Here is a 22,973-nt window from a genome sequence, read left to right as displayed (position 1 = left end):
AGCGGTGGATGTGGTTTCACTGAAGTAAGGAATGTACAGGAGGATACGATATGAGAGAGCAGTTTCATCTTAATGAAGGATGGATATTTTATGGTGAAATCAGGAATGAAAATAATTTCCAGGCGGAGAAAGAAGGCCTGGAAAAAGAAAACGTGGATATACCCCATACAGTGAAAATGCTGCCGCTTCACTATTTTGATGAGCATACCTATCAGGGCACGTATCTTTATGAGAAAACCGTGGAAATTCCAGAGCGGTTCGTGGGAAAGAAAATCTTTCTGGAGTTCGATGGAGTCGCCAATATGGCGGTGATCTACATCAATGGGAAGAGGAGTTTCCACAGCGAAAGTCCTTTTGTGCCCTTTGCCAAAGAAATCTCCGGGGAACTGCGCTTTGGAGAAAAAAATACCATCGAGGTACTGGTGGATTCCAGAGAGCTTCCGTTTATACCACCCTTTGGCAATGTGGTTGATTTTCTGACCTTTGGTGGTATTTACAGAGAGGTTCACCTTCATGTGCTTCCGAAGTATTTCATCGAGGATGTTTTCGCCTTCGGTCAGCAGGTGCTGAAGGAGGAGAAGGATCTCATCATTAAGACCACTCTTTCAGGAAACCATAAAGGCACTCTTGTCTATAAGCTCTTTGAGGATGAGGAGAAAAGAAGCTTGGGAGAGGTCTTGAGCTCTGGCATCAGAGCAGTGGAGAACCGGAAGATGAGACATACACTGAAGGTGAGAGATGTATCTCTTTGGTCCATACAAACACCTAAGCTGTATCTCGTGCAGGTGTCCCTTCTGGGAGAAGAAGGAGAACTTTTGGATGAGAAGGTTGTGAGGATCGGATTCCGTGAGGCACTTTTCAAAGAAGATGGATTCTACCTTAATGGAGAAAAGCTGAAATTAAGAGGATTGAACCGGCATCAGAGTTATCCCTATGTGGGATATGCCATGCCCAAATCCATGCAGGAGCTGGATGCAGAGATTTTGAAGAAGGACCTTGGTGTCCATCTGGTGAGAACCTCCCATTACCCTCAGTCCAAATGGTTCTTGGATGCCTGCGACAGACTTGGGCTCCTTGTGTTTGAAGAGATCCCGGGATGGCAGCACATAGGAGATGAGCAGTTCAAAGAGATCAGCAAATATAATCTGAAACGGATGATCAAAAGAGACCGGAACCACCCTTCTATTATCCTTTGGGGTGTGAGAATCAATGAGTCCCTGGATGACACTACTTTTTACACGGAAATGAATAAAATCGCGCACCTTTATGATGAGACGAGGCCCACCGGTGGCGTCAGGAACTTCCAGAAAAGTGAGCTTCTGGAGGACGTCTATACCTACAATGATTTTATCCATAATGGTCAGAACAGAGGACTCAGCGATCCCACGGAGGTTCTCCCCCGCAAAGCACCTTATCTTGTGACAGAGTTCAATGGCCACATGTTTCCCACAAAAAGCAGTGATCCAGAGGACAGACGGGTATCTCATGCGCTGCGCCACAGTAAAGTGCTTTCGGAGATGATGGAGAGCACCAAGATTTCCGGGGCCATCGGCTGGTGTATGACGGACTACAACACCCATGGTGATTTCGGCAGCGGAGATCGGATCTGTCATCATGGTGTTCTGGATGCGTTCCGCCAGAAGAAGCTGGCAGCCTATGTCTACAGCAGTCAGAAAGAGGATGAACCGGTTCTCATGGTTTCCTCCTCCATGAATATAGGGGACCATGATGGCGGCAGCTTGGGCAGGGTGTATGCATTCACCAACTGCGACTATGTGGAGCTTTATAAGAATGGGAAGTTTGTGAAAAAGTACGAAAAACAGAAGGGCCAGGGACTGAAGCATCCACCTATTGCCATGGAGGATTTCATTGGCGGGCTTCTCGAGGAAGAAGAGGGATTCTCCAAGAAAGATGCGGAGAGAATCAAAAAGGTTCTAAAATCCGCCGCAGTCCACGGGCTCAATCTTCCCATCTTCGACAAGGCAACCATGGGGATGATGCTTCTAAAATACAAGCTGAGCATGGAAGATGCAGTGAGGCTTTTCAGTAAGCATTATGCAGGATGGGGGCAGGAAGGACTTACCTATACCTTTAAGGGATATAAAGACGGGAAAGAAGTGAAGACCATCACAAGAGGGCAAAGAAGAGAGCATAGAATGGTGGTAGAACCACAGAAAGTTACTCTTAACGTGGAAGAAACCTACGATGTGGCTATGATTTCCATACAGCTTTTGGACGAGCATGAAGATGTGCTTTCTTATTCCACTGAACCTATGCTTCTCAAAACAGAAGGAGCGGTGGAGATTCTTGGTCCAAAGCTCTTCTCCCTTTCCGGTGGTCAGGGGGCCTTTTATGTCAGAACCAAGGGCTCAGGAAATGGAGGGAAAGTCTTTCTTCACACGGAGCACTATGGAGATCGGGAGATCGAGTTTATCATTGAGCATAAGATAGTAAGTAAGTTATAGACACAAAAAAAGGATTCCTTAGGGTTAAGGAGTCCTTTTGAATTTGAAAGGGGAAATAGAACAGGCAGAAGCAACTGGACTAGCTGCCCAGCTGCTCCACCAGCTGAATCTTAAGTCCGTTGGGATCCAGAATGTAGAGAAACCGGATGTCTGGATTGGGAGAAAGAGGTCCGGCTAAAATAGGAATCCCTTCTTTTTCAAGAAAATGGATCATTTCTTCTAGAGAGGATACGGAAAAACCCAAGGATAAGTCCTGCCCGTAGTTTGGAGAAGGTGCATCAGAGGCTTCAATGAGCTCGATTTTGGTCTCTCCATTTCCAAGGAAGGCAATGTGCATGTGTGGTGAGGGCGAAAACTCCCGTTCAGGTTTTAGCCCTAGAACTTTCTCATAGAATGACATGGATTCTTTCAGATTGATCACGTGGATGGTGGTCCATAGATAGGCCATAGCAGAAGCTCCTTTTTGTTCATTTTTATTCTTTTACGGGTTTCTTCAGAAAAACTCTTATAGACAAAATTTCTCAATGGCTTTTGCCACCCCAGCCTCATTGTTGGTGGCTGTAATGCATGATGCAGCTTCTTTTACGGCCTGGGAGGCATTTCCCATGGCAATGCCAAGACCCGCAAAGGAAATCATGGGCAGATCATTTTCCTCATCTCCAATGGCCATGACTTCTTCCTGACGGATGCTAAGATGCTCCATGAGCTTCTCAATGCCCACAGCCTTACTCACATCTTTTCTGAAGATCTCCAGGTTGTTCTTGGACGAGGACACCGTCTGCAGTGTTGGATGGTTTTCAAAGACTTTTCGAAGCTTCAGGAGGGCTTCCTGGTCCCCTTTTGAAAAGACGATGGCTTTTAAGATGTTTCCTGTGTCTTTCAGGGACTTTTCCAGATCTTCTGTGACAATCATTTCAATCCGGTCTCCATCTGGCAGCAGTCCGTTGGCTTTCACGTACCCATTGCCATCGCCCAGGTCCCCTTCGCAAAGAAGTGTGTTCCAAGCGTTGAAATGGGCAAAAAGACCAGAGTCTTTCACTGCGGAAATCATAAATGGAAGATCTGTTGAGGAGATGCTCTGATGATTCAAAATCTGATCCTTGTACTTCACAAAAGCCCCATTGGAAGCGATGGTGAGAGTGGGAACCCCAAGAAGGCTGCCATAGAGCTTGCCATAATTGAACATTCTTCCGGTGGTGATGGCGATCTGAATGCCTTTCTCATGGGCTTTCTGAATCGCTTTGATATTTTCTTCTGGGATATTTTTATCATCGTTGTAGAGCGTTCCGTCCACATCGATGCATATGAGTTTTATCTTATTCATCTTTAAAATCTCCTGAAATATATTGTGGTATGAGTCTATTGTACAAGATTTCGGGGTGAAATGGGAATTACCGTGTCTGATAACTTAGCAAAAAAGAGGCACCTGGCTGAGAATCTGTTATTGTAGTAATGTTTGTTAGAAAAAACGCAAAAAAAGACAGGGAAATCATGAGATTGGAAATGAAATACCCCCAAGTGCCATGGCTTTTCTATAATTTTCGCAATTTTCATTTTCCTGTTGCGTGTGTAATCCATTACAGTTTATAATGAGGTATAATCCTTAAATTCTGAATATTCAAAAACGGATTTCAAGGACAGTAAAGAAAAAGACAAACGAAGGAGGTTCTTTATGAACATTACAGATGTACGAATCAGAAAAATCGCTGCGGACGGCAAAATGAAAGCCATTGTCTCAGTCACCTTTGACAACGAGTTTGTGGTCCATGACATCAAAGTCATCGAAGGCCAGAACGGTCTCTTTATCGCTATGCCATCGAGAAAGACACCTGATGGAGAATTTAAGGATATTGCTCATCCCATCAACACACAAACAAGAGAAGCTCTTCAGTCCTCCATTCTTAAAGAGTATGAGAAGGTAAGACTGGAAGAGGAAACCATCGTGGATGAACCCATTGCCATTGATTAACCTTTTAAAAATAACCCTGCGGGGTTATTTTTCCTTTTCGCTGTTCTTTCGGACACTTATTGATAATTCATAGGTGAATGAATCTATTTACATGCTTTTTTTAAGGGATTGGCATTATTTTTAGCTACTAATGCATTTATGCTGTGCTTCTTATGGAATGCTTTTAGATTGGTTGAAATAAACACGAACCTACTCTATAATTAAATAGAAAATATATGGCTTTTGGTATAATCTACCAAAAGCTCATTGTCATGTCGGTGAATATAATAAGAGGTGAAGTATGGGTAAATATGCACTTATCCTTGCAGCTGGAGAAGGAAAGAGGATGAAGTCTGAGACTTCCAAAGTTCTTCATAAGGTCTGCGGCAAGGAAATGGTCAATCATGTGATTGACATCATGAGGAATGCAGGATTTGAGGATGTCAATGTCATAGTTGGCAGAAGCAAAGAGCAGGTGATGGATAAAACCTCCTCTAGAAATGTGAGCTACTCTGTTCAGGAAGAGCAGCTTGGAACAGGACATGCTGTGCTGTGCGCAAAGGAGTTTCTTCAGGATAAAGAAGGAACTGTTGCCATATTTACAGGAGATGCGCCACTGGTTCGGGAAGAGACAGTAAAGGAAATGCTGAAAAGCCACGAAGAGGGAGACTACAGCGCGACCCTTCTGACTTCGGTAATCGAGAATCCAGCAGGCTATGGCAGAATAAAGCGTTCAGGAAATGAAGTGGAGAAGATCATAGAGCATAAGGACTGCAGCGAGGAAGAGCTGAAGCTTAAAGAAATCAATGCTGGCATGTATCTTTTTGATGCCAAAGAGCTTCAGGAAGCTCTTCTACTTCTTAAGAATGACAATGCCCAAGGGGAATACTACCTGACAGATGTCATTGAGATCATGAAAGGAAAGAATCTGAAAGTTGGCGCGGTCATCACGGAGTTTGATGAAACAAGAGGCGTGAACTCCAGAGCTCAGCTTGCAGAAGCAGAAGCCATCCTGAGAAAAAGAATCAATGAGTTCCACATGGAAAATGGGGTTACTCTCATCGATCCACTGACAACCTACATCGGAGCAGATGTAGTCATAGGAAATGACACCATCATTTATCCAAATAATACACTGGAAGGGAAGACCGTCCTTGGCAAAGGAGTTCTTCTTCATCCAAACAACCGCATTGAAGATTCAGTGATTGAAGATGAGGTGACCATTGCCTCTTCTGTGATCCTGTGTTCAAAAGTGGGGAAGAAAACCACAGTAGGACCTTTCGCTTATATCAGACCGGATTCTGTCATAGGAGAGCACGTGAAGGTTGGAGATTTTGTGGAGATCAAGAAATCTACCATCGGCAACGGAACGAAAATTTCCCATCTGACCTATATTGGTGATGCAGAGGTAGGCGAGCATGTGAACTTCGGCTGTGGTACAGTTGTTGTGAATTATGACGGCAAGAACAAGTATAAGACTGTAGTGGAAGATCATGCATTTATCGGATGCAACACCAATCTTGTAGCACCTGTGACCGTGCATGAAGGTGCATTTACAGCAGCCGGTTCCACCATCACAGAGAATGTCCCCAAAGAAGGCCTTGGCATTGCAAGAGCTAAACAGGTCAACAAAGAAGGCTGGGTTCAAAAAAGAAAAGAAAGCGGTAAATATTAGGAGGATAAAAGAATGTTAAAGCAGTACAGCAATTTCAAGGTATTTGCAGGGAGCTCCCATCCAGAGCTTGCCAAGCAGATTGCAGATATCCTGGGAGTAAAACTTGGAGACAACAAGGTAGGCACTTTCTCCGATGGGGAGATTTTCGTAGAGACCAATGAAACTGTTCGAGGATGCGATGTGTTTATCGTTCAATCCACCAACAACCCGGTGAATGACAATCTCATGGAGCTTCTCATTATGATTGATGCCTTCAAGAGAGCATCTGCTGGAAGAATCAATGCAGTGATTCCATACTATGGATACGCTAGACAGGACCGTAAAGCCAAGTCCAGAGATCCAATTACCGCGAAGCTTGTTGCAGACCTTCTGACCACCGCAGGTGCAGACCGAGTGCTGACCATGGACCTTCATGCGGCACAGATTCAAGGATATTTCAATATTCCGCTGGATCACCTTCTGGGTATGCCAATCATCGCAGATTATTTCATCAAGAAAGGATTCATGGAGAATCAGGATGTAGTCATCGTATCTCCTGACCTGGGTTCAGTTACAAGAACCAGAAAACTTGCAGAAAGACTCCATGCGCCTATGGCGATCATCGATAAGAGAAGACCAAAGGCCAACGTATCTGAAATCATGAATATCATCGGAGATATCAAGGGAAAAACCTGTATCCTCATAGACGATATGATTGACACCGCGGGAACCATCTCCAATGCAGCCAATGCGCTGATAGACCTTGGCGCTGTGGAAGTATACGCAGCCTGCACACATGGTGTGCTGTCTGGTCCAGCCATTGACAGAATCAACCAGAGTGCCATCAAGGAACTGGTGATGCTGGATACCATCGCTCAGCCAAAGAGAGATGACATGGAAAAGTTCACCTGTCTGTCTGTAGCTCCTCTGTTTGCAGAGGCCATCAAGAGAATCACCGATGATGTGCCACTGTCCAAACTGTTTGACTAAGAAGAATTAATCTCATCATACGAAAACCCCTTGCTTCCTTGAGCAAGGGGTTTTTTGCGGTACTTCCACGTTAAGATGATGTTGTTTTGCGCCTTTGTCCGAAATAGAAGGCGAGAAGGAAGAAGACTATGCCAAAGGCGAAAAGAATCATCATATTGGTGTAGATTTTTTCGTTCATACTATTTCCAAGTGCAGCAATGAGCTCATTAGCGGTGACATAATAGTAGGTAGGAGTGACCTTTGCCAGGGTGAGCACCCCTTCTCCCAGAAGAGCTTGAGGTACAAATACACCACTGATGAAGGAGGGGCCCAGAGAAACCACATTGCTGACGGCTGTGATGGCATTTCTGCTTTTCAGCAGGGTACCTACTAGAAAGCTCATCCCCATGGAGGTAAAGGCCAGGATGAAGGAATTGCCTATATGCAGCAGTGTTTTGTCATCCAGTACGGCATTCCTGTTCACCAGAAAGTAAAAAACATTGAGAAGCACAAAGGTCAGCAGCGTAAAGACCCCTAAGGACAGCACTTTCTGGAGCTGTATAGAAGACTTCTTTAAGGGAGAGACTTCTGTGCGCCGCAAAAGCGGCAGATCTCTCCAAAGTAGCATGATGATGCTGGTGCCAAGGACCAGGATCGACACCATGGAATAGGACATGTAGTTATAGTAGAATCTCGTATAGCTGCTGGGCTTTTCTCCACCATAAGTTTCCACGTTTACAGATGTCTTCACCGAAAGTGTGGAGTTTGTCTTTTCCAGCACTTCTGAAAGTGAGGCATCCGGCAGGCTTTCAATATAGACTCTAGCGGTGTTAAAAAAATTCTCGATGGAGAGATCTGTATAGATGTTCGTGATGGCATCGGGCAGCGTTTCTTTTACAATGGGGAGAGGTTCTCCATCTAGAAAGCTATCCGTGAACCCTTCCGGGATTCTGATGACGTAGGTGACGATGCGGAAATACAGGGCATCTGCCAGAGTTTTTTCCTCATCTTTCACCGTTACCAGATAGGCATTTTCCTTAAGATACGCTTCAAAACTCCTTGTCAGAGGGGTATCCTCTTCCAGGAAGAGAGCCACTGGGGTTTTCACCGTTTCAAAGGAAGCATACTCTGCTTCCTGCTCTGAGGAGTTTGAGGCAAAGAGAAGGGAAAGACCCAGGAAGATACCAAGATAGATGAGGATGGAAGGCGCGTTTCTTTTTAATACTTTCATGCTGACGTTAAATACTTGCATAGCGGCGCCTCCTTAAAGATAGATAAGTACCCAGTCCAAAGACGATGGTCATCACAAGAAGAAGGGCAAGGTTCTGGAAGTATCTGCCCATATCTGTGAAATAGTAGAGAGAGTAAAAAGAATCCGTGATGAGGTTTACTGGGTTCAGGTAGGCAAGCACCGGGGCTTTATCATAAACAATGTACTTCATCTGGGCGTACATCATCCCTGCCAGGAAAGATCCGCCCATGGTCACGGCGACAATGACTGCAGATTTCATGTTCTCGTTTTTCTTCACAAGGCTGCTGATGAAGGAGCCAAAGGTGATGCCTGTAAGGGTGCCGGCGAAGGCTGTGAGCACAATATAAAATGCCCGCTCTCCAAAGTCGATGCCAAGAACATAGGCAAGAAACAGAAGGAGAATGGAGGTGTTCACAAGAAGCACAGTATAGGATGCCAGTGAGCTGGCCGCAAAAGCTTTGAGCTTATGAACAGGAGCCACCTGGATTCTTGCTGCCCGCATACTGATGTTTGCCTCGATGTCCGTGATTTCATCACTGCCGAAGAATGCACCGTACATACAAGCCATGGCGATGAGGGAATAGAAGTAATTGAGAATCTGGCTGGGTGGCGCTGTGCTCTTTTCTTTTTCGATGGTATAGGTCACGGACTCTCCCAAAGCCTTCACGAAGCTCTCCATGGATTCAGGGTTTACCATAGAGATGCTTGTAATCATCGAGAAGCGCTGATTTACCTGATCCAGGAAAAGACGCAGGATATTTTGCGAAAGACCGGAGGTCTTTACAGTCATGGCGATGGGATTGCCCACCAGAAAATAACCGTAGATGTCTCCGTTTTCAAGAAGTGTCTCTGCTTCTTTCAAGGATACCTCGCTGTATGTTAAAAGAGGCTCTTCACCGCTGGAAACATCCTTCAGAACTTCTTGAAAGAAGCTGTTTTCCTGGTAGGCTGCATCCGCCACCACAGCGGTGGCAATGGGGTCAAAGGCCTCTGCCCGGTCCAGGTTTTGGAAAGCCAGATGGAAAAACACAGAGAGGAGAATGGGGAATGCTAGGGTCCAGAAAATCATCTCCTTTGTCCGGAGAAGCTTTTTCAGCCTGTATTTATAAATATGCATAAACATTTCCATCACCTCAATCCCGGAGTTCTTTTCCGGTGATTTCAAGGAACACGTCGTTTAAGGTAGGCATCTCTGAATGGATATTGTTGTAAGGGATCTGCTCCTCTTTCAAAAAAGCCAGAATACTCTCAAGCGTGCCATTCTCTTCGGAAGCTCGAAGGGTCACAAGGGTTCCGTTTTTCTTCACTTCTGTCACATGGGGAAGAGATGCCAGTTTTTCCAGCTGAGATTCCTCGATAAAGGAGGCATCAAAGGAGATTTTGCTGCCCAGATGAATCATGGATTTCAGTTCTTCCTTGGTTCCTGTAGCGATGGCTTCCCCTTTATCGATGATCATGATTCTGGAACAGATGGTTTCTACTTCCTCCATGTAGTGGGAAGTATAGACGATGGTGGACCCTTCCTTGTTCAGTTTGAGAATCCCTTCCAGGATGCTGTTTCTGCTTTGGGGGTCTACAGCCACTGTGGGCTCATCGAGAAAAATGAGTTTCGGCTTGTGGGCGATGCCGCAGGCGATGTTCAGCCTTCGCAGGAGTCCCCCGGAAAGCTTTTTTGGTAAAAACTTTCTGAACTCCTGAAGTCCTGTGAAGTCCAGTGCCTCTTCCACCAGTTTCCTTCTTTCTGCTTTGTCCGAGACATATAGTCCACAGAAGTAATCGATATTCTCGTACACCGTGAGCTCGTGGAAAACGGCCACTTCCTGCATGACAACGCCGATGTCCTTTTTGAGATCATAAGCATCGGGCTGCATCTCCTTGCCAAAGATCCGGATGTTTCCTTCCTCAAAGTTTAACAGGGACAGCATACAGTTGATGGCGGTTGTTTTGCCGCTGCCGTTGGGGCCAAGAAGTCCAAAGACTTCACCTTCTTCAATATGAAAGGAGAGGTTGTTCACTGCCACGAGAGGACCATAGCTTTTTTTCAGATTGGACACTTCAATTATCATTAGGCTCACCTCAGTCTGTTAATTTTTCAACTATTATATCGTATTCATGTGTATTCCACATTAAAATGAGGTAAAAATATGTAAAAATCTGAACTTGGATATCTTCATGAACCGGATGTTCATGACAACGATGAAGGAGATGCTTTGATTGTAAATACATTAGAATAAGTATAATCTGTTAATAATCAGGGGGATAACGTGAAATAATTATGAAGAGCGAGATTTTGAGCCCTTTTTATACTATCATAGAGTTAGATTGATTCACATAAGCTGAATCTAAGCGAGAAAGGGGAATGTAACATGGAAGGAAAAATTGGTAAAATTCTGGTAGTCGATGACGATGAAAACATCAGCGAAGTCCTAAAAATGTATCTCCAAAGCTCCGGGTATGACATCCGAGTAGCAGCAGACGGCAAAGCAGCCCAGGAAGTGTTTGTGGATTACAAACCGGATCTGGTGCTTCTGGACATCATGCTGCCCTATATAGATGGTGTGGATGTGCTGAAGTGGATCCGAAAGGACTATGATACTCCAGTCATTATGCTCACAGCAAAGGGAGATACCTTTGATAAGGTGCTGGGTCTTGAGCTGGGAGCAGATGACTACATGGTGAAGCCCTTTGAACCAAAGGAAGTTGTGGCGAGAGTGAAAGCGGTCATGAGAAGATTCAACACGGACGGCGGTGGAAAAGAAGTGCTCAATTTCCCAGAACTGAACATCGATGTCAATTCCTACAATGTGGTCTATAAAGGCCAGGATGTAAAAATGCCACCGAAGGAGTTTGAACTTCTTTATCACCTGGCTTCCAACAAGAACCGTGTATTCACCAGAGAACAGCTTCTTTGTGAAGTATGGGGATACGACTATCCAGGGGATTCCAGAACTGTGGATGTGCACATCAAACGGCTTCGTGAGAAGCTTCATGGTGGACCAAACTGGCAGCTGGAGACCGTATGGGGCGTTGGTTATAAGTTCGAAGTCAAATAGTAGGGAGTAATAACTATGAAAAACAGTTCTCTTGTAACAAAACTCGTTGCAACCTTTGCCATGGTTGTAACTGTAGGGTATGTTCTGATAGCTGTTGTTCTTTCACTATGGTTCCAAAATTATTTTCTGGAAAAGAACAGGGCGGACCTGGAGGAGACAGCAATTCTTGCCTCTTCCAGCGTCCCTTTATATCTTAATAAGGAAATTGATGATACGGAGCTCATCCGAAACCTGTCTCTCGTGAAAGGTGTTGAAAAAGGGGACATTCTCCTGGTGGACGCTTCCGGGTATATCTTCTTTGTGACCAATGAGGCTTATGAAAGCCTGATGTTCACAAGATTCAGTTTTCCTGACAGGGACCGGCTGGTAGAGGGCAATTCTATTGAAATCAATGGGGAGATGAACCCCATCACAAAAGAGGAGATGTCTCTTTACATCAAGCCCATTCAGAACAATGGCGTTTATCAGGGAGCAATTGTGGTGTACACACCCCTGAAATCCATAGAAGCACCTCTACGTGAGATCTATCTCAGAATTTGGAGCATCACAGCATTTGCAGTGATATTGTCGGTTATACTAATTTATTATCTTGCCCAAAGAATGCTGTTCAGGCCTCTGGCAGAGCTGAACACCATTGCAAGGAAGATTTCAAAGGGCGAAGTGACGCAAAGAGTTCTTGTGACATCTTCTGACGAGATTGGCCAGCTTTCGGAGTCCTTCAACTCCATGGCGGAGTCTCTGGAAGAAACGGATAAGAACCGCCGTGACTTCCTGTCCAATATATCTCATGAACTGCGCTCTCCCATCACATCCATCCGTGGATTTATTGCAGGGATTCTTGATGGCATCATCCCCATGGACAAGGAGAAGTATTACCTGAAAATTGTCTATGACGAGATCCAGAGACTGACACGTCTTGTGAATGATCTTCTTGATCTTTCTGCCATGGAATCGGGAAAATTCTCCTTCAAGCTGACTGAGCTGGACATCAATGAGATTGTGAAGGTGTGTATCACCAGGTTTGAAACAAAGATTGACGATAAAGGACTTAAGGTGAATGTCACACTGGAAGGAGACCACCTTTATGCTGCAGGGGATAGAGACCGTCTCATCCAAGTTATGACGAATCTCATCGATAACTCCATCAAGCATTGCCCGGATAATGGGAACATCAAAGTACAGACCAGGACCAAAGGAAAGAAGGTCCTTATCAGCGTGTACAATGATGGGGACTCCATTCCAGACCATGATATCAAAAATATATGGGACAGATTCTACAAAGGGGACAAGTCAAGGACCAATAAAGTATCCACGGGACTTGGGCTTCCTATAGTTAGAAATATCATCACACAGTTTGGCGAAGATATCTGGGTGGAGAACAAACAGCAAGGGGTTCAGTTCACGTTTACCCTCAGCATGACCTAGGAGTGTAGAACATGGAAGATAAAAACAGTCTGGACAGAGAGAATCGAATAGAGAATGACGGCCAGAAAGAGCATCCGAAATCTGGAGAAATCCGGTACCGTTTGGACCAGAAATCAAGAATCAAAAATGGAGCCTTCCAACTGATTATGCTGTTCATTGTGGTCATTGTGACCTCAGTGATCACAGCAACCTATGTGTCCAGAAAAATTCAGGAGAATCCTCTGGGCATTGATGACAACAGCAACTTTTCCCAGATGATCCGGAAGTCTCTCGACAATTTTGGCAATGCCATTTATGACAGAACCAGGATTCGGGAGATTTACAGTGAAGTGTCCCTTTCCCTTGTAGGTGTTACCAACAATCCGGATCTCTTCTACGGAGACAGTTACGAAGGAGTCTACACTGGCGTTGTGATGAACTCCGAAGGATACATCCTTGTACCCTATGATGTAACAACGCTGACGGATTCAGAAATCTTTGTAAGAACAGACCGTGAGAATGACAAGATCTATCAGGCTGAAGTTGTCGGGAGAGATACTGCTTCTGGACTGGCTGTGCTGCAAGTGGATGGGCTAGGTCTCAGACCACCTAAGTTTTCTGATTCCAGCACAGTGAAAGTGGCCCAGTCGGTCATCGCCATGGGCAATCCCTTTGGAGACAGTGACAGAGGCACATTGACCTTTGGGGTAGTGTCCACTGTGAATAAGGCATATCCCATCCTCTCTTATGACAACCGGGATGTGAAGGTATTCGGTATCGAAACAGATGCCAAAGTGACGCCAGGCAACAGCGGAGGAGTGCTTCTTAATATGAATGGAGAAGTGGTGGGTTTCAACAGTTTGAGGCTAACCAGCTCCTCTAAGAGCGGTCTTGGCGCAGCCATCACGGCCAATGAGGCGAGAAATATCGCAAGATCTCTCATCAATTCAGGAGAAGATCTGGTTCCCTTCATTGGTGTCTATGGGGATCTGGTCCCTGAAGTAGAAGGGGAAGAGAGCGGATTCTATGTGCAGAGAATTGCACCGGAAGGCACTGCGGACCGTGCGGGGCTAAGACCTACCGATATCATTCTCAGCATAGACAGTCTGCCCATTGAGACCAGCACCACCATTGAGGAGTACATCAAAACGAGAAAAGTGGGAGACGTTGTAAAGATCCGTTTCAGAAGAGTCTCGGAAATTATTGAAGTGGATGCTACCCTTTACGGAACCAGTGTGGATTAAAGAGGACGTGAAGTTCTCTTTTTTTTACGGAGAAATTTCCTGAGAAGATCCTTTCCAAAGGTCCAGTTCCATGGAGTAAGGTTTTTGTAAACAAAAAGTGGATAAAATAGTATAATGTATAGGATATGAATTAGAATCGTTTTATAGCGCAATAAAGGAGGAGCTGGGTGATGCACTTAATCGTTGGCCTTGGCAATCCAGGAAAAGAATATGAGAAGACCAGACATAATGCAGGATTTATGGTCCTGGATGCACTGGCAAAGAAGCTGAATGTTCAGTTTGACAAGAATAAATTCAGAGGCAAGGTGGCAGAAGGAAGGATTGGCACAAAGAAAGTGATTCTTCTGAAGCCAGAGACTTTTATGAATCTCTCCGGGGAGAGTATAGTAGAAGCGGCTGATTTTTATAAAATTCCCAATGAGGAAATACTGGTGATATTTGATGATGTGAGCCTAGATGTGGGGAAACTCAGGCTTCGGAAAAAGGGAAGTGCAGGCGGCCACAATGGCATTAAGAGCACCATCCTTCATTTGGCATCCGAGGACTTTCCCAGAATCAAAGTGGGCGTCGGTGCTCCGAAACATGATCTTATCCATCATGTGCTCGGCAAGTTCCAGGAAGAGGAAGAGGAGAAGATGGAAAAGACCATCTCTGCAGCTGTGGAAGCAGTGTTTGCCATTCTGGAGCATGGAATCGATTCAGCCATCAGTGAGTATAACGGGTTTAGAGCGGAGTAGGTGAATAATGTGAGATTAGAAGGACTAAGACAGAGGCTTTATGAGGATGGTTCGTTCAAAGAGCTCCGTAAAAGCATCAAAGACAGGAAATTCCCTGTAGGAGTATTTGGTGTATCCGAGTCCGCAAGGGCTTACCTCATTTCTACACTCTTTGGGAAAGAAAAAGACAGCATTTTCATCTTCACCTCCAAGGATATGGATGCAAAGAATCTTTATGAGGATCTGCTTCTATATGAGAATGAGGTTTATTATTTTCCGGCGAAGGATATGGTGTTCTATAACATCGATGCCATTTCCGGAGATCTCCGCTGGGAGCGTCTAAAGGTCATGAAGGCGCTGCAGAGCAGCAAGAAGAAAATCATTGTCACCACCATCGATGCGCTGACTGCGAAGTATGCGCCTTATGAGTATTTCAGAGCCTATCATTTTTCTCTGGAAAAAGGGATGGAGATCAGTCTCAAAGAAGTGGGCAAAAAACTTCAAAGCGCCGGATATGTCAGAGTGGAGCTTGTAGAAGGAAAAGGAGAATATGCACTGAGGGGGGGCATTCTGGATGTCTTCCCACCTGACAGCGCCCAGCCATACCGTGTGGAGCTCTTTGGAGATGAGATTGATTCCATCAGAACCTTTCATCCGGAAAATCAGAGAAGCATCGAGCAAGTGCCTTCCTTTGAAATCTTTCCTGCTAAAGAGCTCATTCTTACAGAAGAGCGGATGCAAGAAGGAGCCCAGCGAATTGAAAAAGAGTTTCAGGACATCCTGAAGGATAAGAAGAAGCGTAAGGGGTATGACAATGAAGCTTTTGAAAAGCTGAAGAGTCATGTGTCGAGCAATCTGGAGTATCTCAAAGAAGGAGTATTCTTTGAAAACATTGATTCCTATCTGCCCTTCTTTTTTGAAAAGCCTTCCAGCTTTTTTGATTTTATGGGAGAGGGAAAAATCATTGTGGATGACACTGCGCATTCCCTAGGGAAGCTGGAGTCTGTATATCAGGAGTTTCAGGAGGATTATGATGCATTTCTTCACCGTGGAGAAATCATGCCTTCCCAAGGCAGCCTCATGCTGGAGAAAGAGCTGCTTCTGGAAACTTTAAAAAACAAAGACGTGATCACCCTGAACCAGTTCCAGAAGACGGAGCGGTTTTTGCCGCCAAGAAGCCTTGTGAATTTTAATCAGATTACCATCTACAATTATCAGGGACAGCTGGATCTTCTCATTGATGACATCAAAGACCGAAAACGAAGAGGGTACAAAGTGGTGATCCTTGCAGGTACAAGGCCCAGAGGAGAAAGACTTGTAGATATATTGAGAGACAAGGACATTGAGTCTGTCTATAAGGATACTTTAAGCACCCTGGATTATTCTGATGTAGTCATAACCTTCGGAAACCAGCTCCGCGGATTTGAGTTTCCAGACATCAAGCTTTCTCTCATTTCTGACAAGGAAGTCTTTGGTGAAGCCAAAAGAAAGAAACGGAAAGCGCCGAAAAAAGGCAAGGGTCTCACAAAGATCCAGAGCTTTACGGAGCTGAGAAAGGGCGATTACGTGGTTCATGTGAATCATGGCATCGGGGTTTTTCTTGGCATCAAACAGCTGGAGTCCTCGGGTCTTGTACGGGATTATATAGAAATCTCTTACGACAAGAACGACAAGCTCTTCATTCCTGTGGAGCAGCTGGATATGATCCAGCGCTACATCGGCACAGAGGGGAAACAGCCCAAGATCAACAAGCTGGGAGGTCAGGAGTGGAGTAAAGCCAAGGCCAAGGTGAAACGCTCTGTGGATGAGATTGCCGAAGATCTGGTGAAGCTTTATGCGGAGCGGGAAAAGGTGAAAGGCTATCCATTCACACCGGACACCGAGTGGCAAAGGCAGTTTGAGGATGAGTTTGCCTATGATGAGACCGAAGATCAGCTGCGCTCCTCAGAGGAAATCAAAAGAGATATGGAACGCGAGCGGGTCATGGACCGTCTTCTTTGTGGAGATGTAGGTTATGGAAAAACAGAAGTGGCCATGAGAGCGGCGTTTAAAGCGGTGATGGACTCAAAACAAGTAGCGGTGCTGGTCCCTACCACCATCCTTGCGGAGCAGCATTATCACTCTTTCAGGAACCGTTTTAAGGGGTTCCCCATCAAGATTGATATGATCTCCAGGTTCAGGGGGCCAAAAGAGCAGAAGGAAACCATGAGGCGGGTTAAAGAAGGAAATGTGGACATCATCATTGGAACTCATAAGATCCTTTCAAAAGACCTGCAGTTTAAAGACCTGGGTCTTCTCATTGTGGATGAGGAGCAGAGGTTTGGTGTGGCTCATAAGGAGAAGCTGAAGTCCGCCAAGAAGAATGTGGATGTTCTGACTTTATCTGCAACGCCGATTCCAAGAACCCTTCATATGTCATTATCCGGAATCCGGGATATTTCTTTGATTGAAACACCACCGGAAGAACGGTATCCCATTCAGACCTATGTGGTGGAGTTCAATGAGCAGCTGGTTCGTGATGCCATTTTAAGAGAAAAAGCCAGAAATGGGCAGGTGTACTTTGTGCATAACAGAGTGGATGATATTCATGTGATGCACAGCTATCTTCAGAAGCTCGTTCCAGAAGTGATATTTGATGTGGCCCATGGTCAGATGAATGAAAGGGAGCTGGAGAATGCCATGAAGAATTTCATGGATGGACATACCGATGTTCTCATCAGCACCACCATCATTGAAACAGGTATGGACATTCAAAATGTCAATACCATCATTGTGGATCATGCAGACAAGCTTGGGCTTTCTCAGCTCTACCAGCTCCGTGGAAGAGTAGGTAGAACCAACAGAATTGCGTATGCCTATCTGACGTATAAGAAAGACAAGGTGCTGACAGAGATTGCGGAGAAGAGGCTAAGAGCACTGAAGGATTTTACAGAACTTGGGTCCGGGTTTAAAATTGCCATGCGGGATCTTGAGATCAGAGGAGCGGGCAATCTCATGGGGAAGGCTCAGCATGGGCAGATGTCTGTGGTGGGGTATGATCTTTATGTGAAAATGCTGGATACCGCCATTAAAATGCTCACAGGCGAAATACAGGAGGAAAAAGTCGATACGACCATTGATATCCGTGTGGATGCCTATATACCTTCCAGCTATATCAGCGATGAGATGCATAAAATTGAAGTCTACAAAAGAATTGCATCCATGGAGAGTGAAGAAGATTACGAAGACATCAAGGAAGAGCTGCTGGACAGATTCAGTGACATTCCGGATTCACTCTATAACCTGATGGATATCGCCCGACTGAAGTTCTATTCGAATAGAGCGGGGGTTCTTGAACTGAAGGACCGCATGAAAGATATCCTGGTGACTTTTGTCAGCTCTGAAAAGCTCACAGAAGAAAAAGTCTCACATCTGATGAAAAAATACAGCAAGCGTGTGGAGTTTATTCGAAGCACCCCCGGTTTTACAGTGAAAAATCTGGAAAAAGACCGGGATGAAACCATCATGTTCCTGACGAAACTGATGAAAGAGCTCAGTACGCTCTAAAAGTTGCAAAAGTGGCTTAAAGACTATATAATTATGAAATGTGTCACACCATTGTAACAAAGAAAAGATATGATGAGTCTGGAACTGAAATCGAGAGTAAAAGAGAGGGAAAAAACTTGATCACTTTAAAGAAAAAAGTAGTTACGGTCCTTGCGGCTTCCGTACTGACTGCAGTCCTTGCGGGATGCGGTCTTGTGGAGGAAACACAGGAGTCCATTGATGCCACTGTCCTTGCAAAAGTAGGAGATGTGGAGATTACACAGAAAGATGTGGATACAGAAGCAAAATCCTACATCGACAGCCTGAAGGTACAGTATGGAGAAGAAATTCTCGAACAGGAAGAAGGAAAGCAGGTCATCAAAGATCTGAAGGTGGATATTCTGAACAGTCTTGTGGAGATGAGAATCTTGGACAAGAAGATTGAGGAATCCGGTATGGAGACTGATACAGAAGAGATTGCCAAGGCAGTGACAGAAAGAATTGACCAGGTGAAAAAGACCTATGGCGATGATGAAAAGTATCTGGCAGCCCTGGAAGAAGCTGGTTTCAATGAAGAAACCTATAAGACTTTTGTAGAGGAAGACATTGTCAGAAGCAAGTACTATGAGAGCATTGTGGCCGATGTGACCGTTACAGACGAAGACATCGAGAAGTACTATGAAGAAAACAAGAAGAATTATGTAACACCAGCTGGTGCTAATATCTATCATATTTACTTCGGTAATGATGATGAAGCCAAGGCAAAGGGCGAAGAAGTTCTGAAGCTCATCAAGGAAGATGGTAAAGATTTTGCGGAGATGGCAGAAGAATACGGAAAAGATCTTTCTGCAGAGTCCGGTGGTCTTCTAGGGTACTATGGCTATGAGAACACAGATCTTTATGCTGATTTCATGGACCATGTGAAGAAGCTGAAGGAAGATGAGATTTCTGATGTTGTGAAGTCCACTGCAGGATACCACATCATCAAAGTGGATGGCATCCAGGCTGAAGAAGTCCAGAAGCCTTTGGATGATGTGAAAGAAAGCATCACTTCCACACTCACTGCAAACAAGAAGAGCGAAAAGTATCTTTCCACCATGGAAGAATGGAAGAAAGAGCTGAACGTAAAGGTATATGAGGATAAAATTCGTTAATTAGATCTTTATGCCCGGGAGAAATCCCGGGTTTTCTTTTTTTAGTCTGCTGTCTGGGGCTGTGCTATAATAAATTAATGTTGAAAATTGAGGTGGAAATATGATACATATTGTTGGTCTTGGACCAGGACATAACGATGCGCTGACTCTGGGTGCCGTAAAAGCGCTGAAAAATAATGCTGTATTCCTTAGAACAGAAAAACATCCCACGGTCTCTTTCTTGGTGGAGGAAGGGATTTCCTATGAAGCTTTTGACTTTGTCTATGAAAAAGCGGAGACTTTTGATGAGGTGTACAGCACCATTGCAGATCTTCTATGCACGAAAGGCGAGAAGGAGACTTTTGTCTATGGAGTTCCAGGACATCCGCTGGTTGCGGAGAAGTCTGTACTGCTTCTTATAGAAAAATGCAAGGAGAAAGGTATTCCTTATAAAATTCATCCTGCGGTGAGCTTTGTGGATGCAGTTCTTGAAGCTTTGGAAGTGGATCCGATCAGTGGATTCCGAATTGTGGATGCTCTGGGAATCGAGGAAGAGGTGCCGGACTATCATAAAGGCACGCTCATCACTCAGGTGTTTTCTCCTTATATTGCCAGCAGAGTGAAGATTGCTCTGAATGCGTATTTGAATGATGAGGATGAAATCATCTATATCCGTGCAGCGGGTACAGAGGAGGAAGTCATCAGAAGAATCCCGCTCTATGAACTGGACCGCCAAAGGGATGCGGATGATCTCACCAGTGTCTACGTGCCGCCTATGGAAGGGAAATACAGCTTCTATGATTTCATGAACATTGTAAAGAAGTTGCGGGATAAGGACAATGGATGTCCCTGGGATAAAGAGCAGACCCATGAGTCGTTGAAGCCTTATCTTATTGAAGAGAGCTATGAGGCGTTAGAAGCCATTGACCTTGAGGACTTTGACGCTCTCCGGGAAGAACTGGGGGATGTGATGCTTCAGGTGCTTCTCCACAGCGTCATTTCAGAAGAAGAAGGTGAATTCAATGTGCATGAAGTGGTGAAGGTGGTTTCTGAAAAAATGATCTACCGCCATCCTCATGTGTTCGAGAAAGACAAGGATATGACTTCAGATGAGGTGCTGATCCAGTGGGAGGCCCTGAAGAAGAAAGAAAAAGGAGAAGAGACCTTAAGCGATTCTCTTAGAGCCATATCTAAATATTATCCGGGCCTCTCCAGAGCTGAAAAAATCCAGAAGAAAGCCCGGAAATACGGATTTGACTGGGATGATATCAAAGATGTGTTCCTGAAGGTGGAGGAAGAGCTCCTGGAAATCAGACAGGCATTGAAGGACCAGGATGAGAGACATGTGAAGAAAGAGCTGGGAGATCTCCTGTTTGCCGTGGTGAATCTTGCAAGGTTCCTTCAGGCAGATCCTGAGATCGCCATCAATGAAACTTCCGATAAATTCATCAGAAGAATTACCCGGATGGAAGAACTCCTAGAGGCTGATCAGAGGGCTTTTCAGGATCTTCAGCTGAAAGAATTGGATGAATACTGGGAAAAAGCAAAAAAAGAAGAAAAATTCTAAAAAAAACGCTTTAAAATAAAGGGTTTCAGAGTTTTCTGTAGAATAATAACAGTAGATTCCATTATTAAACAATATTAAGGAGGAATTTATTGTGAACAAAGCTGAATTAATCGCTGCATTGGCTGAATCTACCAGTTTTACCAAGAAAGACTCTGAGGCTTTCCTGAAAGCTTTTCTTGACACAGTGGTAGGAACTCTTGAGAAGGGTGAAAAAGTTCAACTCGTTGGATTTGGTACCTTCGAAGTAAGAGAAAGAAAAGAAAGAGTTGGAAGAAATCCAAGAACCAAGGAAGAGATTAAGATTCCTGCATCCAAGGTTCCAGTTTTCAAGCCTGGTAAGGACTTCAAGGAAAAAGTAAACGTAGTTCCTAAGAAGAAGAAGGCTGCTCCTAAGAAGAAGAAATAAGTAGTCATGATAGGAAGGGTAGAAGAATTTCTTCTGCCCTCTTATTTTTTGCAGTAAAGAGTGGTCTAAGTTACTGAAATATCAAAGTTTTGCTTCACATTGGTTCAATCAAAATATATAATATACACAATGGATGAACTTATAAAAATATTTCCAGCATTGTGACGACAGAGGTGATAATATTGAGACTAGATAAATATCTGAAGGTATCCAGAATTATAAAAAGAAGAACTGTGGCAAAGGAAGCCTGTGACGGAAAAAGAGTGTCCATCAATGGTAAGATCGCCAAAGCAGGCACAGAAGTCAAAGAAGGAGACATCATTGAAATTGCGTATAAGGATAAGAGCATCAAAGCGAAGATCCTGAATATTGCAGAACATGTGAGAAAAGACGATGCTTCCAAGATGTACGAAATCCTGGAAGGGGAAGAAGATACAGACGAAGAGGAGTAAAAATCCTTTCCGACGCTAGGAGGAAAACCATGAGATGGGGGAAATTTCTAATCAGATTGCTTCTGATCCTTTTTGTGGGGATCATTTCTTTAACTGTGTATAAACAGCAGGTGATGATGGCACATATCAGGGAAAATATGAAAGAAGAATCCATTAAGCTGGAAAAGGTCATGGAAGAGAATGAAAAACTGGCAAATTTAGTGGACAGTATAGGCACTGAAGATTATACTATAAGGAGTGCCAGAACGAGACTTGGTCTTTTGAGACCAGGAGAAGTACCGGTAATTGACTCATCAGGCAACTGATCGGGTTTGTACATATATTTATTTTTTTAATTTTAAGGAGGATTCTTATTAACATGACCTTAGAGGTAGGAAACATTGTAGAAGGAACTGTCGTAAACATCACGAACTTTGGCGCTTTTATTGATCTGAGCGGTAAAACTGGGCTCGTGCACATATCCGAGGTGGCTGACACCTACGTGAAGGATATCAAAGAATTTATCAAAGAAGGCGACAAGGTACAGGTCAAAGTTTTAGGAATTGATGATAACGGTAAAATCAGCTTATCCATCAAACAGGGTGTCCAGATTGCTCCAAAGAGAACTAACAGACCAGCTGAGGTGGAGTGGAGTGCACCTGATAAGAAGAAGCCAGCTTCCAACAATTTTGAAGACATCATGTCCAAATTCATGAAAGAAAGTGAAGAAGTGATGTCTGATTACAAAAAGAAACAGGAAGTCAGAACAAAGAGCAGAAGAAGCTAAGTGATGGCTCTCAACACATTTCGCTGAAGATGATTTAATGCCCAGATTTCTGGGCATTATTTTTTGCTTTTGTTGTTGACAAGGCATTTACCATGCTATATAATTAATTTTGTCGCGAAGATAAGGCGGCATCAAACGTGGCGGAATAGCTCAGCTGGCTAGAGCATTCGGTTCATACCCGAAGGGTCGTAGGTTCAAGTCCTATTTCCGCTACCATTTTTATTTACACGCTGGAGTGGCGAAACTGGCAGACGCACAGGACTTAAAATCCTGCGGTGGCGACACCGTACCGGTTCGATTCCGGTCTTCAGCACCAAGTTATTGAATATCGCGGGGTGGAGCAGTTGGCAGCTCGTCGGGCTCATAACCCGAAGGTCGCAGGTTCAAGTCCTGCCCCCGCTACCATTAATTACAGTCTA

20 protein-coding genes and 3 tRNA genes are annotated in these 22,973 nt (G+C 44.5%); 18 read left to right on the top strand and 5 right to left on the bottom strand.

The window, feature by feature from the left end:
* The first annotated feature begins 50 nt into the window (after positions 1 to 50).
* Positions 51 to 2,465 carry a glycoside hydrolase family 2 protein gene (locus tag T487_RS0105245; RefSeq protein WP_031574921.1) on the top strand — a complete coding sequence of 805 codons (2,415 nt, stop codon included), beginning with the start codon at positions 51 to 53 and terminating at the stop codon, positions 2,463 to 2,465.
* A gap of 79 nt (positions 2,466 to 2,544) precedes the next feature.
* On the opposite strand, the gene T487_RS0105240 is transcribed toward T487_RS0105245, so the two are convergent.
* Together T487_RS0105240 and T487_RS0105235 are read right to left on the bottom strand one after the other, a co-directional pair.
* The gene (locus tag T487_RS0105240; protein ID WP_031574918.1) at positions 2,545 to 2,913 is read right to left on the bottom strand and encodes a VOC family protein; all 369 of its coding nucleotides are present in this window, start codon (positions 2,911 to 2,913) and stop codon (positions 2,545 to 2,547) included.
* 57 nt (positions 2,914 to 2,970) lie between these two features.
* Positions 2,971 to 3,789 (bottom strand): Cof-type HAD-IIB family hydrolase, encoded by an 819-nt coding sequence (locus T487_RS0105235; RefSeq protein ID WP_031574916.1) that lies wholly within the window; start codon positions 3,787 to 3,789, stop codon positions 2,971 to 2,973.
* A 348-nt stretch (positions 3,790 to 4,137) separates the two neighbouring features.
* Here T487_RS0105235 and spoVG point away from each other — a divergent pair, with 348 nt between their 5' ends.
* The 3 genes from spoVG (at position 4,138) to T487_RS0105220 (ending at position 7,057) form a co-directional block, all read left to right on the top strand.
* Positions 4,138 to 4,434 (top strand): septation regulator SpoVG, encoded by a 297-nt coding sequence (gene spoVG, locus T487_RS0105230; RefSeq protein ID WP_031574913.1) that lies wholly within the window; start codon positions 4,138 to 4,140, stop codon positions 4,432 to 4,434.
* Between the two features lie 280 nt (positions 4,435 to 4,714).
* Positions 4,715 to 6,088 (top strand): bifunctional UDP-N-acetylglucosamine diphosphorylase/glucosamine-1-phosphate N-acetyltransferase GlmU, encoded by a 1,374-nt coding sequence (gene glmU / locus T487_RS0105225; RefSeq protein ID WP_031574911.1) that lies wholly within the window; start codon positions 4,715 to 4,717, stop codon positions 6,086 to 6,088.
* A 12-nt stretch (positions 6,089 to 6,100) separates the two neighbouring features.
* Positions 6,101 to 7,057: a ribose-phosphate diphosphokinase gene (locus tag T487_RS0105220; protein WP_031574909.1), complete on the top strand. Its 957-nt coding sequence runs from the start codon at positions 6,101 to 6,103 to the stop codon at positions 7,055 to 7,057.
* A gap of 70 nt (positions 7,058 to 7,127) precedes the next feature.
* Here T487_RS0105220 and T487_RS0105215 read toward each other — a convergent pair whose 3' ends face one another.
* Genes T487_RS0105215 through T487_RS0105205 form a run of 3 tightly spaced genes read right to left on the bottom strand, consistent with a single transcriptional unit; the run spans position 7,128 to position 10,354 of the window.
* Positions 7,128 to 8,288, bottom strand: a complete 1,161-nt coding sequence (locus T487_RS0105215; RefSeq protein WP_031574906.1) for an ABC transporter permease — start codon at positions 8,286 to 8,288, stop codon at positions 7,128 to 7,130.
* Positions 8,275 to 9,453 carry an ABC transporter permease gene (locus T487_RS0105210; RefSeq protein WP_155953241.1) on the bottom strand — a complete coding sequence of 393 codons (1,179 nt, stop codon included), beginning with the start codon at positions 9,451 to 9,453 and terminating at the stop codon, positions 8,275 to 8,277. Before T487_RS0105210 ends, T487_RS0105215 begins: the two co-directional genes overlap by 14 nt.
* Positions 9,422 to 10,354, bottom strand: coding sequence for an ABC transporter ATP-binding protein (locus tag T487_RS0105205; protein ID WP_031574899.1), 933 nt, complete (start codon positions 10,352 to 10,354; stop codon positions 9,422 to 9,424). The genes T487_RS0105210 and T487_RS0105205 overlap by 32 nt, the downstream gene beginning before the upstream one ends.
* A 300-nt stretch (positions 10,355 to 10,654) precedes the next feature.
* Here T487_RS0105205 and T487_RS0105200 point away from each other — a divergent pair, with 300 nt between their 5' ends.
* The 14 genes from T487_RS0105200 to T487_RS0105135 all read left to right on the top strand — a co-directional run bounded on the left by T487_RS0105200 (position 10,655) and on the right by T487_RS0105135 (position 22,959).
* Positions 10,655 to 11,341 (top strand): response regulator transcription factor, encoded by a 687-nt coding sequence (locus T487_RS0105200; RefSeq protein WP_031574897.1) that lies wholly within the window; start codon positions 10,655 to 10,657, stop codon positions 11,339 to 11,341.
* Between the two features lie 15 nt (positions 11,342 to 11,356).
* On the top strand, positions 11,357 to 12,766 hold the full coding sequence (locus T487_RS0105195; RefSeq protein WP_031574895.1) for a sensor histidine kinase: 1,410 nt from the start codon (positions 11,357 to 11,359) through the stop codon (positions 12,764 to 12,766).
* A gap of 11 nt (positions 12,767 to 12,777) precedes the next feature.
* The gene (locus T487_RS0105190) at positions 12,778 to 13,989 is read left to right on the top strand and encodes a S1C family serine protease (RefSeq protein ID WP_031574892.1); all 1,212 of its coding nucleotides are present in this window, start codon (positions 12,778 to 12,780) and stop codon (positions 13,987 to 13,989) included.
* A 170-nt stretch (positions 13,990 to 14,159) separates the two neighbouring features.
* Positions 14,160 to 14,726: an aminoacyl-tRNA hydrolase gene (gene pth / locus T487_RS0105185; protein ID WP_031574889.1), complete on the top strand. Its 567-nt coding sequence runs from the start codon at positions 14,160 to 14,162 to the stop codon at positions 14,724 to 14,726.
* Between the two features lie 9 nt (positions 14,727 to 14,735).
* Complete coding sequence (gene mfd, locus T487_RS0105180; protein ID WP_031574887.1) at positions 14,736 to 18,251, top strand: transcription-repair coupling factor; 3,516 nt, start codon at positions 14,736 to 14,738, stop codon at positions 18,249 to 18,251.
* A 116-nt stretch (positions 18,252 to 18,367) separates the two neighbouring features.
* Positions 18,368 to 19,384, top strand: a complete 1,017-nt coding sequence (locus tag T487_RS0105175) for a peptidyl-prolyl cis-trans isomerase (protein WP_031574884.1) — start codon at positions 18,368 to 18,370, stop codon at positions 19,382 to 19,384.
* Between the two features lie 100 nt (positions 19,385 to 19,484).
* Positions 19,485 to 20,930, top strand: coding sequence for a bifunctional methyltransferase/pyrophosphohydrolase YabN (yabN, locus tag T487_RS0105170; RefSeq protein WP_031574881.1), 1,446 nt, complete (start codon positions 19,485 to 19,487; stop codon positions 20,928 to 20,930).
* Between the two features lie 91 nt (positions 20,931 to 21,021).
* Positions 21,022 to 21,336 (top strand): HU family DNA-binding protein, encoded by a 315-nt coding sequence (locus tag T487_RS0105165; protein ID WP_031574878.1) that lies wholly within the window; start codon positions 21,022 to 21,024, stop codon positions 21,334 to 21,336.
* Positions 21,337 to 21,518: 182 nt separating this feature from the next.
* A complete protein-coding gene (locus T487_RS0105160; RefSeq protein ID WP_031574875.1) occupies positions 21,519 to 21,788 on the top strand; it encodes an RNA-binding S4 domain-containing protein in 270 nt (89 codons plus the stop codon).
* Between the two features lie 29 nt (positions 21,789 to 21,817).
* Positions 21,818 to 22,093: a septum formation initiator family protein gene (locus T487_RS0105155; protein ID WP_031574873.1), complete on the top strand. Its 276-nt coding sequence runs from the start codon at positions 21,818 to 21,820 to the stop codon at positions 22,091 to 22,093.
* A gap of 53 nt (positions 22,094 to 22,146) precedes the next feature.
* Positions 22,147 to 22,554, top strand: a complete 408-nt coding sequence (locus tag T487_RS0105150; protein WP_031574870.1) for a S1 domain-containing RNA-binding protein — start codon at positions 22,147 to 22,149, stop codon at positions 22,552 to 22,554.
* 139 nt (positions 22,555 to 22,693) lie between these two features.
* A tRNA-Met gene (locus tag T487_RS0105145) sits at positions 22,694 to 22,770 on the top strand.
* Positions 22,771 to 22,783: 13 nt separating this feature from the next.
* Positions 22,784 to 22,870, top strand: a tRNA-Leu gene (locus T487_RS0105140).
* A gap of 13 nt (positions 22,871 to 22,883) precedes the next feature.
* A tRNA-Met gene (locus T487_RS0105135) sits at positions 22,884 to 22,959 on the top strand.
* The last annotated feature ends 14 nt before the right edge of the window (positions 22,960 to 22,973 follow it).

Source organism: Proteiniclasticum ruminis DSM 24773 (assembly GCF_000701905.1).
GTDB lineage: Bacteria > Bacillota > Clostridia > Clostridiales > Clostridiaceae > Proteiniclasticum > Proteiniclasticum ruminis.
Note: the sequence above shows the minus strand (reverse complement) of the source record. Positions and strands in the feature narration are given on the sequence as shown.

What these genes read in the sequence shown, in the direction of transcription:
- T487_RS0105240 (WP_031574918.1), bottom strand. Translation starts at nt 2,913, where the DNA reads ATGGCCTATCTATGGACCACCATCCACGTGATCAATCTGAAAGAATCC.
- yabN (WP_031574881.1), top strand. Translation starts at nt 19,485, where the DNA reads ATGATACATATTGTTGGTCTTGGACCAGGACATAACGATGCGCTGACT.
- T487_RS0105150 (WP_031574870.1), top strand. Translation starts at nt 22,147, where the DNA reads ATGACCTTAGAGGTAGGAAACATTGTAGAAGGAACTGTCGTAAACATC.
- spoVG (WP_031574913.1), top strand. Translation starts at nt 4,138, where the DNA reads ATGAACATTACAGATGTACGAATCAGAAAAATCGCTGCGGACGGCAAA.
- T487_RS0105220 (WP_031574909.1), top strand. Translation starts at nt 6,101, where the DNA reads ATGTTAAAGCAGTACAGCAATTTCAAGGTATTTGCAGGGAGCTCCCAT.
- T487_RS0105190 (WP_031574892.1), top strand. Translation starts at nt 12,778, where the DNA reads ATGGAAGATAAAAACAGTCTGGACAGAGAGAATCGAATAGAGAATGAC.
- T487_RS0105245 (WP_031574921.1), top strand. Translation starts at nt 51, where the DNA reads ATGAGAGAGCAGTTTCATCTTAATGAAGGATGGATATTTTATGGTGAA.
- T487_RS0105155 (WP_031574873.1), top strand. Translation starts at nt 21,818, where the DNA reads ATGAGATGGGGGAAATTTCTAATCAGATTGCTTCTGATCCTTTTTGTG.
- T487_RS0105235 (WP_031574916.1), bottom strand. Translation starts at nt 3,789, where the DNA reads ATGAATAAGATAAAACTCATATGCATCGATGTGGACGGAACGCTCTAC.
- T487_RS0105195 (WP_031574895.1), top strand. Translation starts at nt 11,357, where the DNA reads ATGAAAAACAGTTCTCTTGTAACAAAACTCGTTGCAACCTTTGCCATG.
- pth (WP_031574889.1), top strand. Translation starts at nt 14,160, where the DNA reads ATGCACTTAATCGTTGGCCTTGGCAATCCAGGAAAAGAATATGAGAAG.
- T487_RS0105215 (WP_031574906.1), bottom strand. Translation starts at nt 8,288, where the DNA reads ATGCAAGTATTTAACGTCAGCATGAAAGTATTAAAAAGAAACGCGCCT.
- T487_RS0105205 (WP_031574899.1), bottom strand. Translation starts at nt 10,354, where the DNA reads ATGATAATTGAAGTGTCCAATCTGAAAAAAAGCTATGGTCCTCTCGTG.
- glmU (WP_031574911.1), top strand. Translation starts at nt 4,715, where the DNA reads ATGGGTAAATATGCACTTATCCTTGCAGCTGGAGAAGGAAAGAGGATG.
- T487_RS0105200 (WP_031574897.1), top strand. Translation starts at nt 10,655, where the DNA reads ATGGAAGGAAAAATTGGTAAAATTCTGGTAGTCGATGACGATGAAAAC.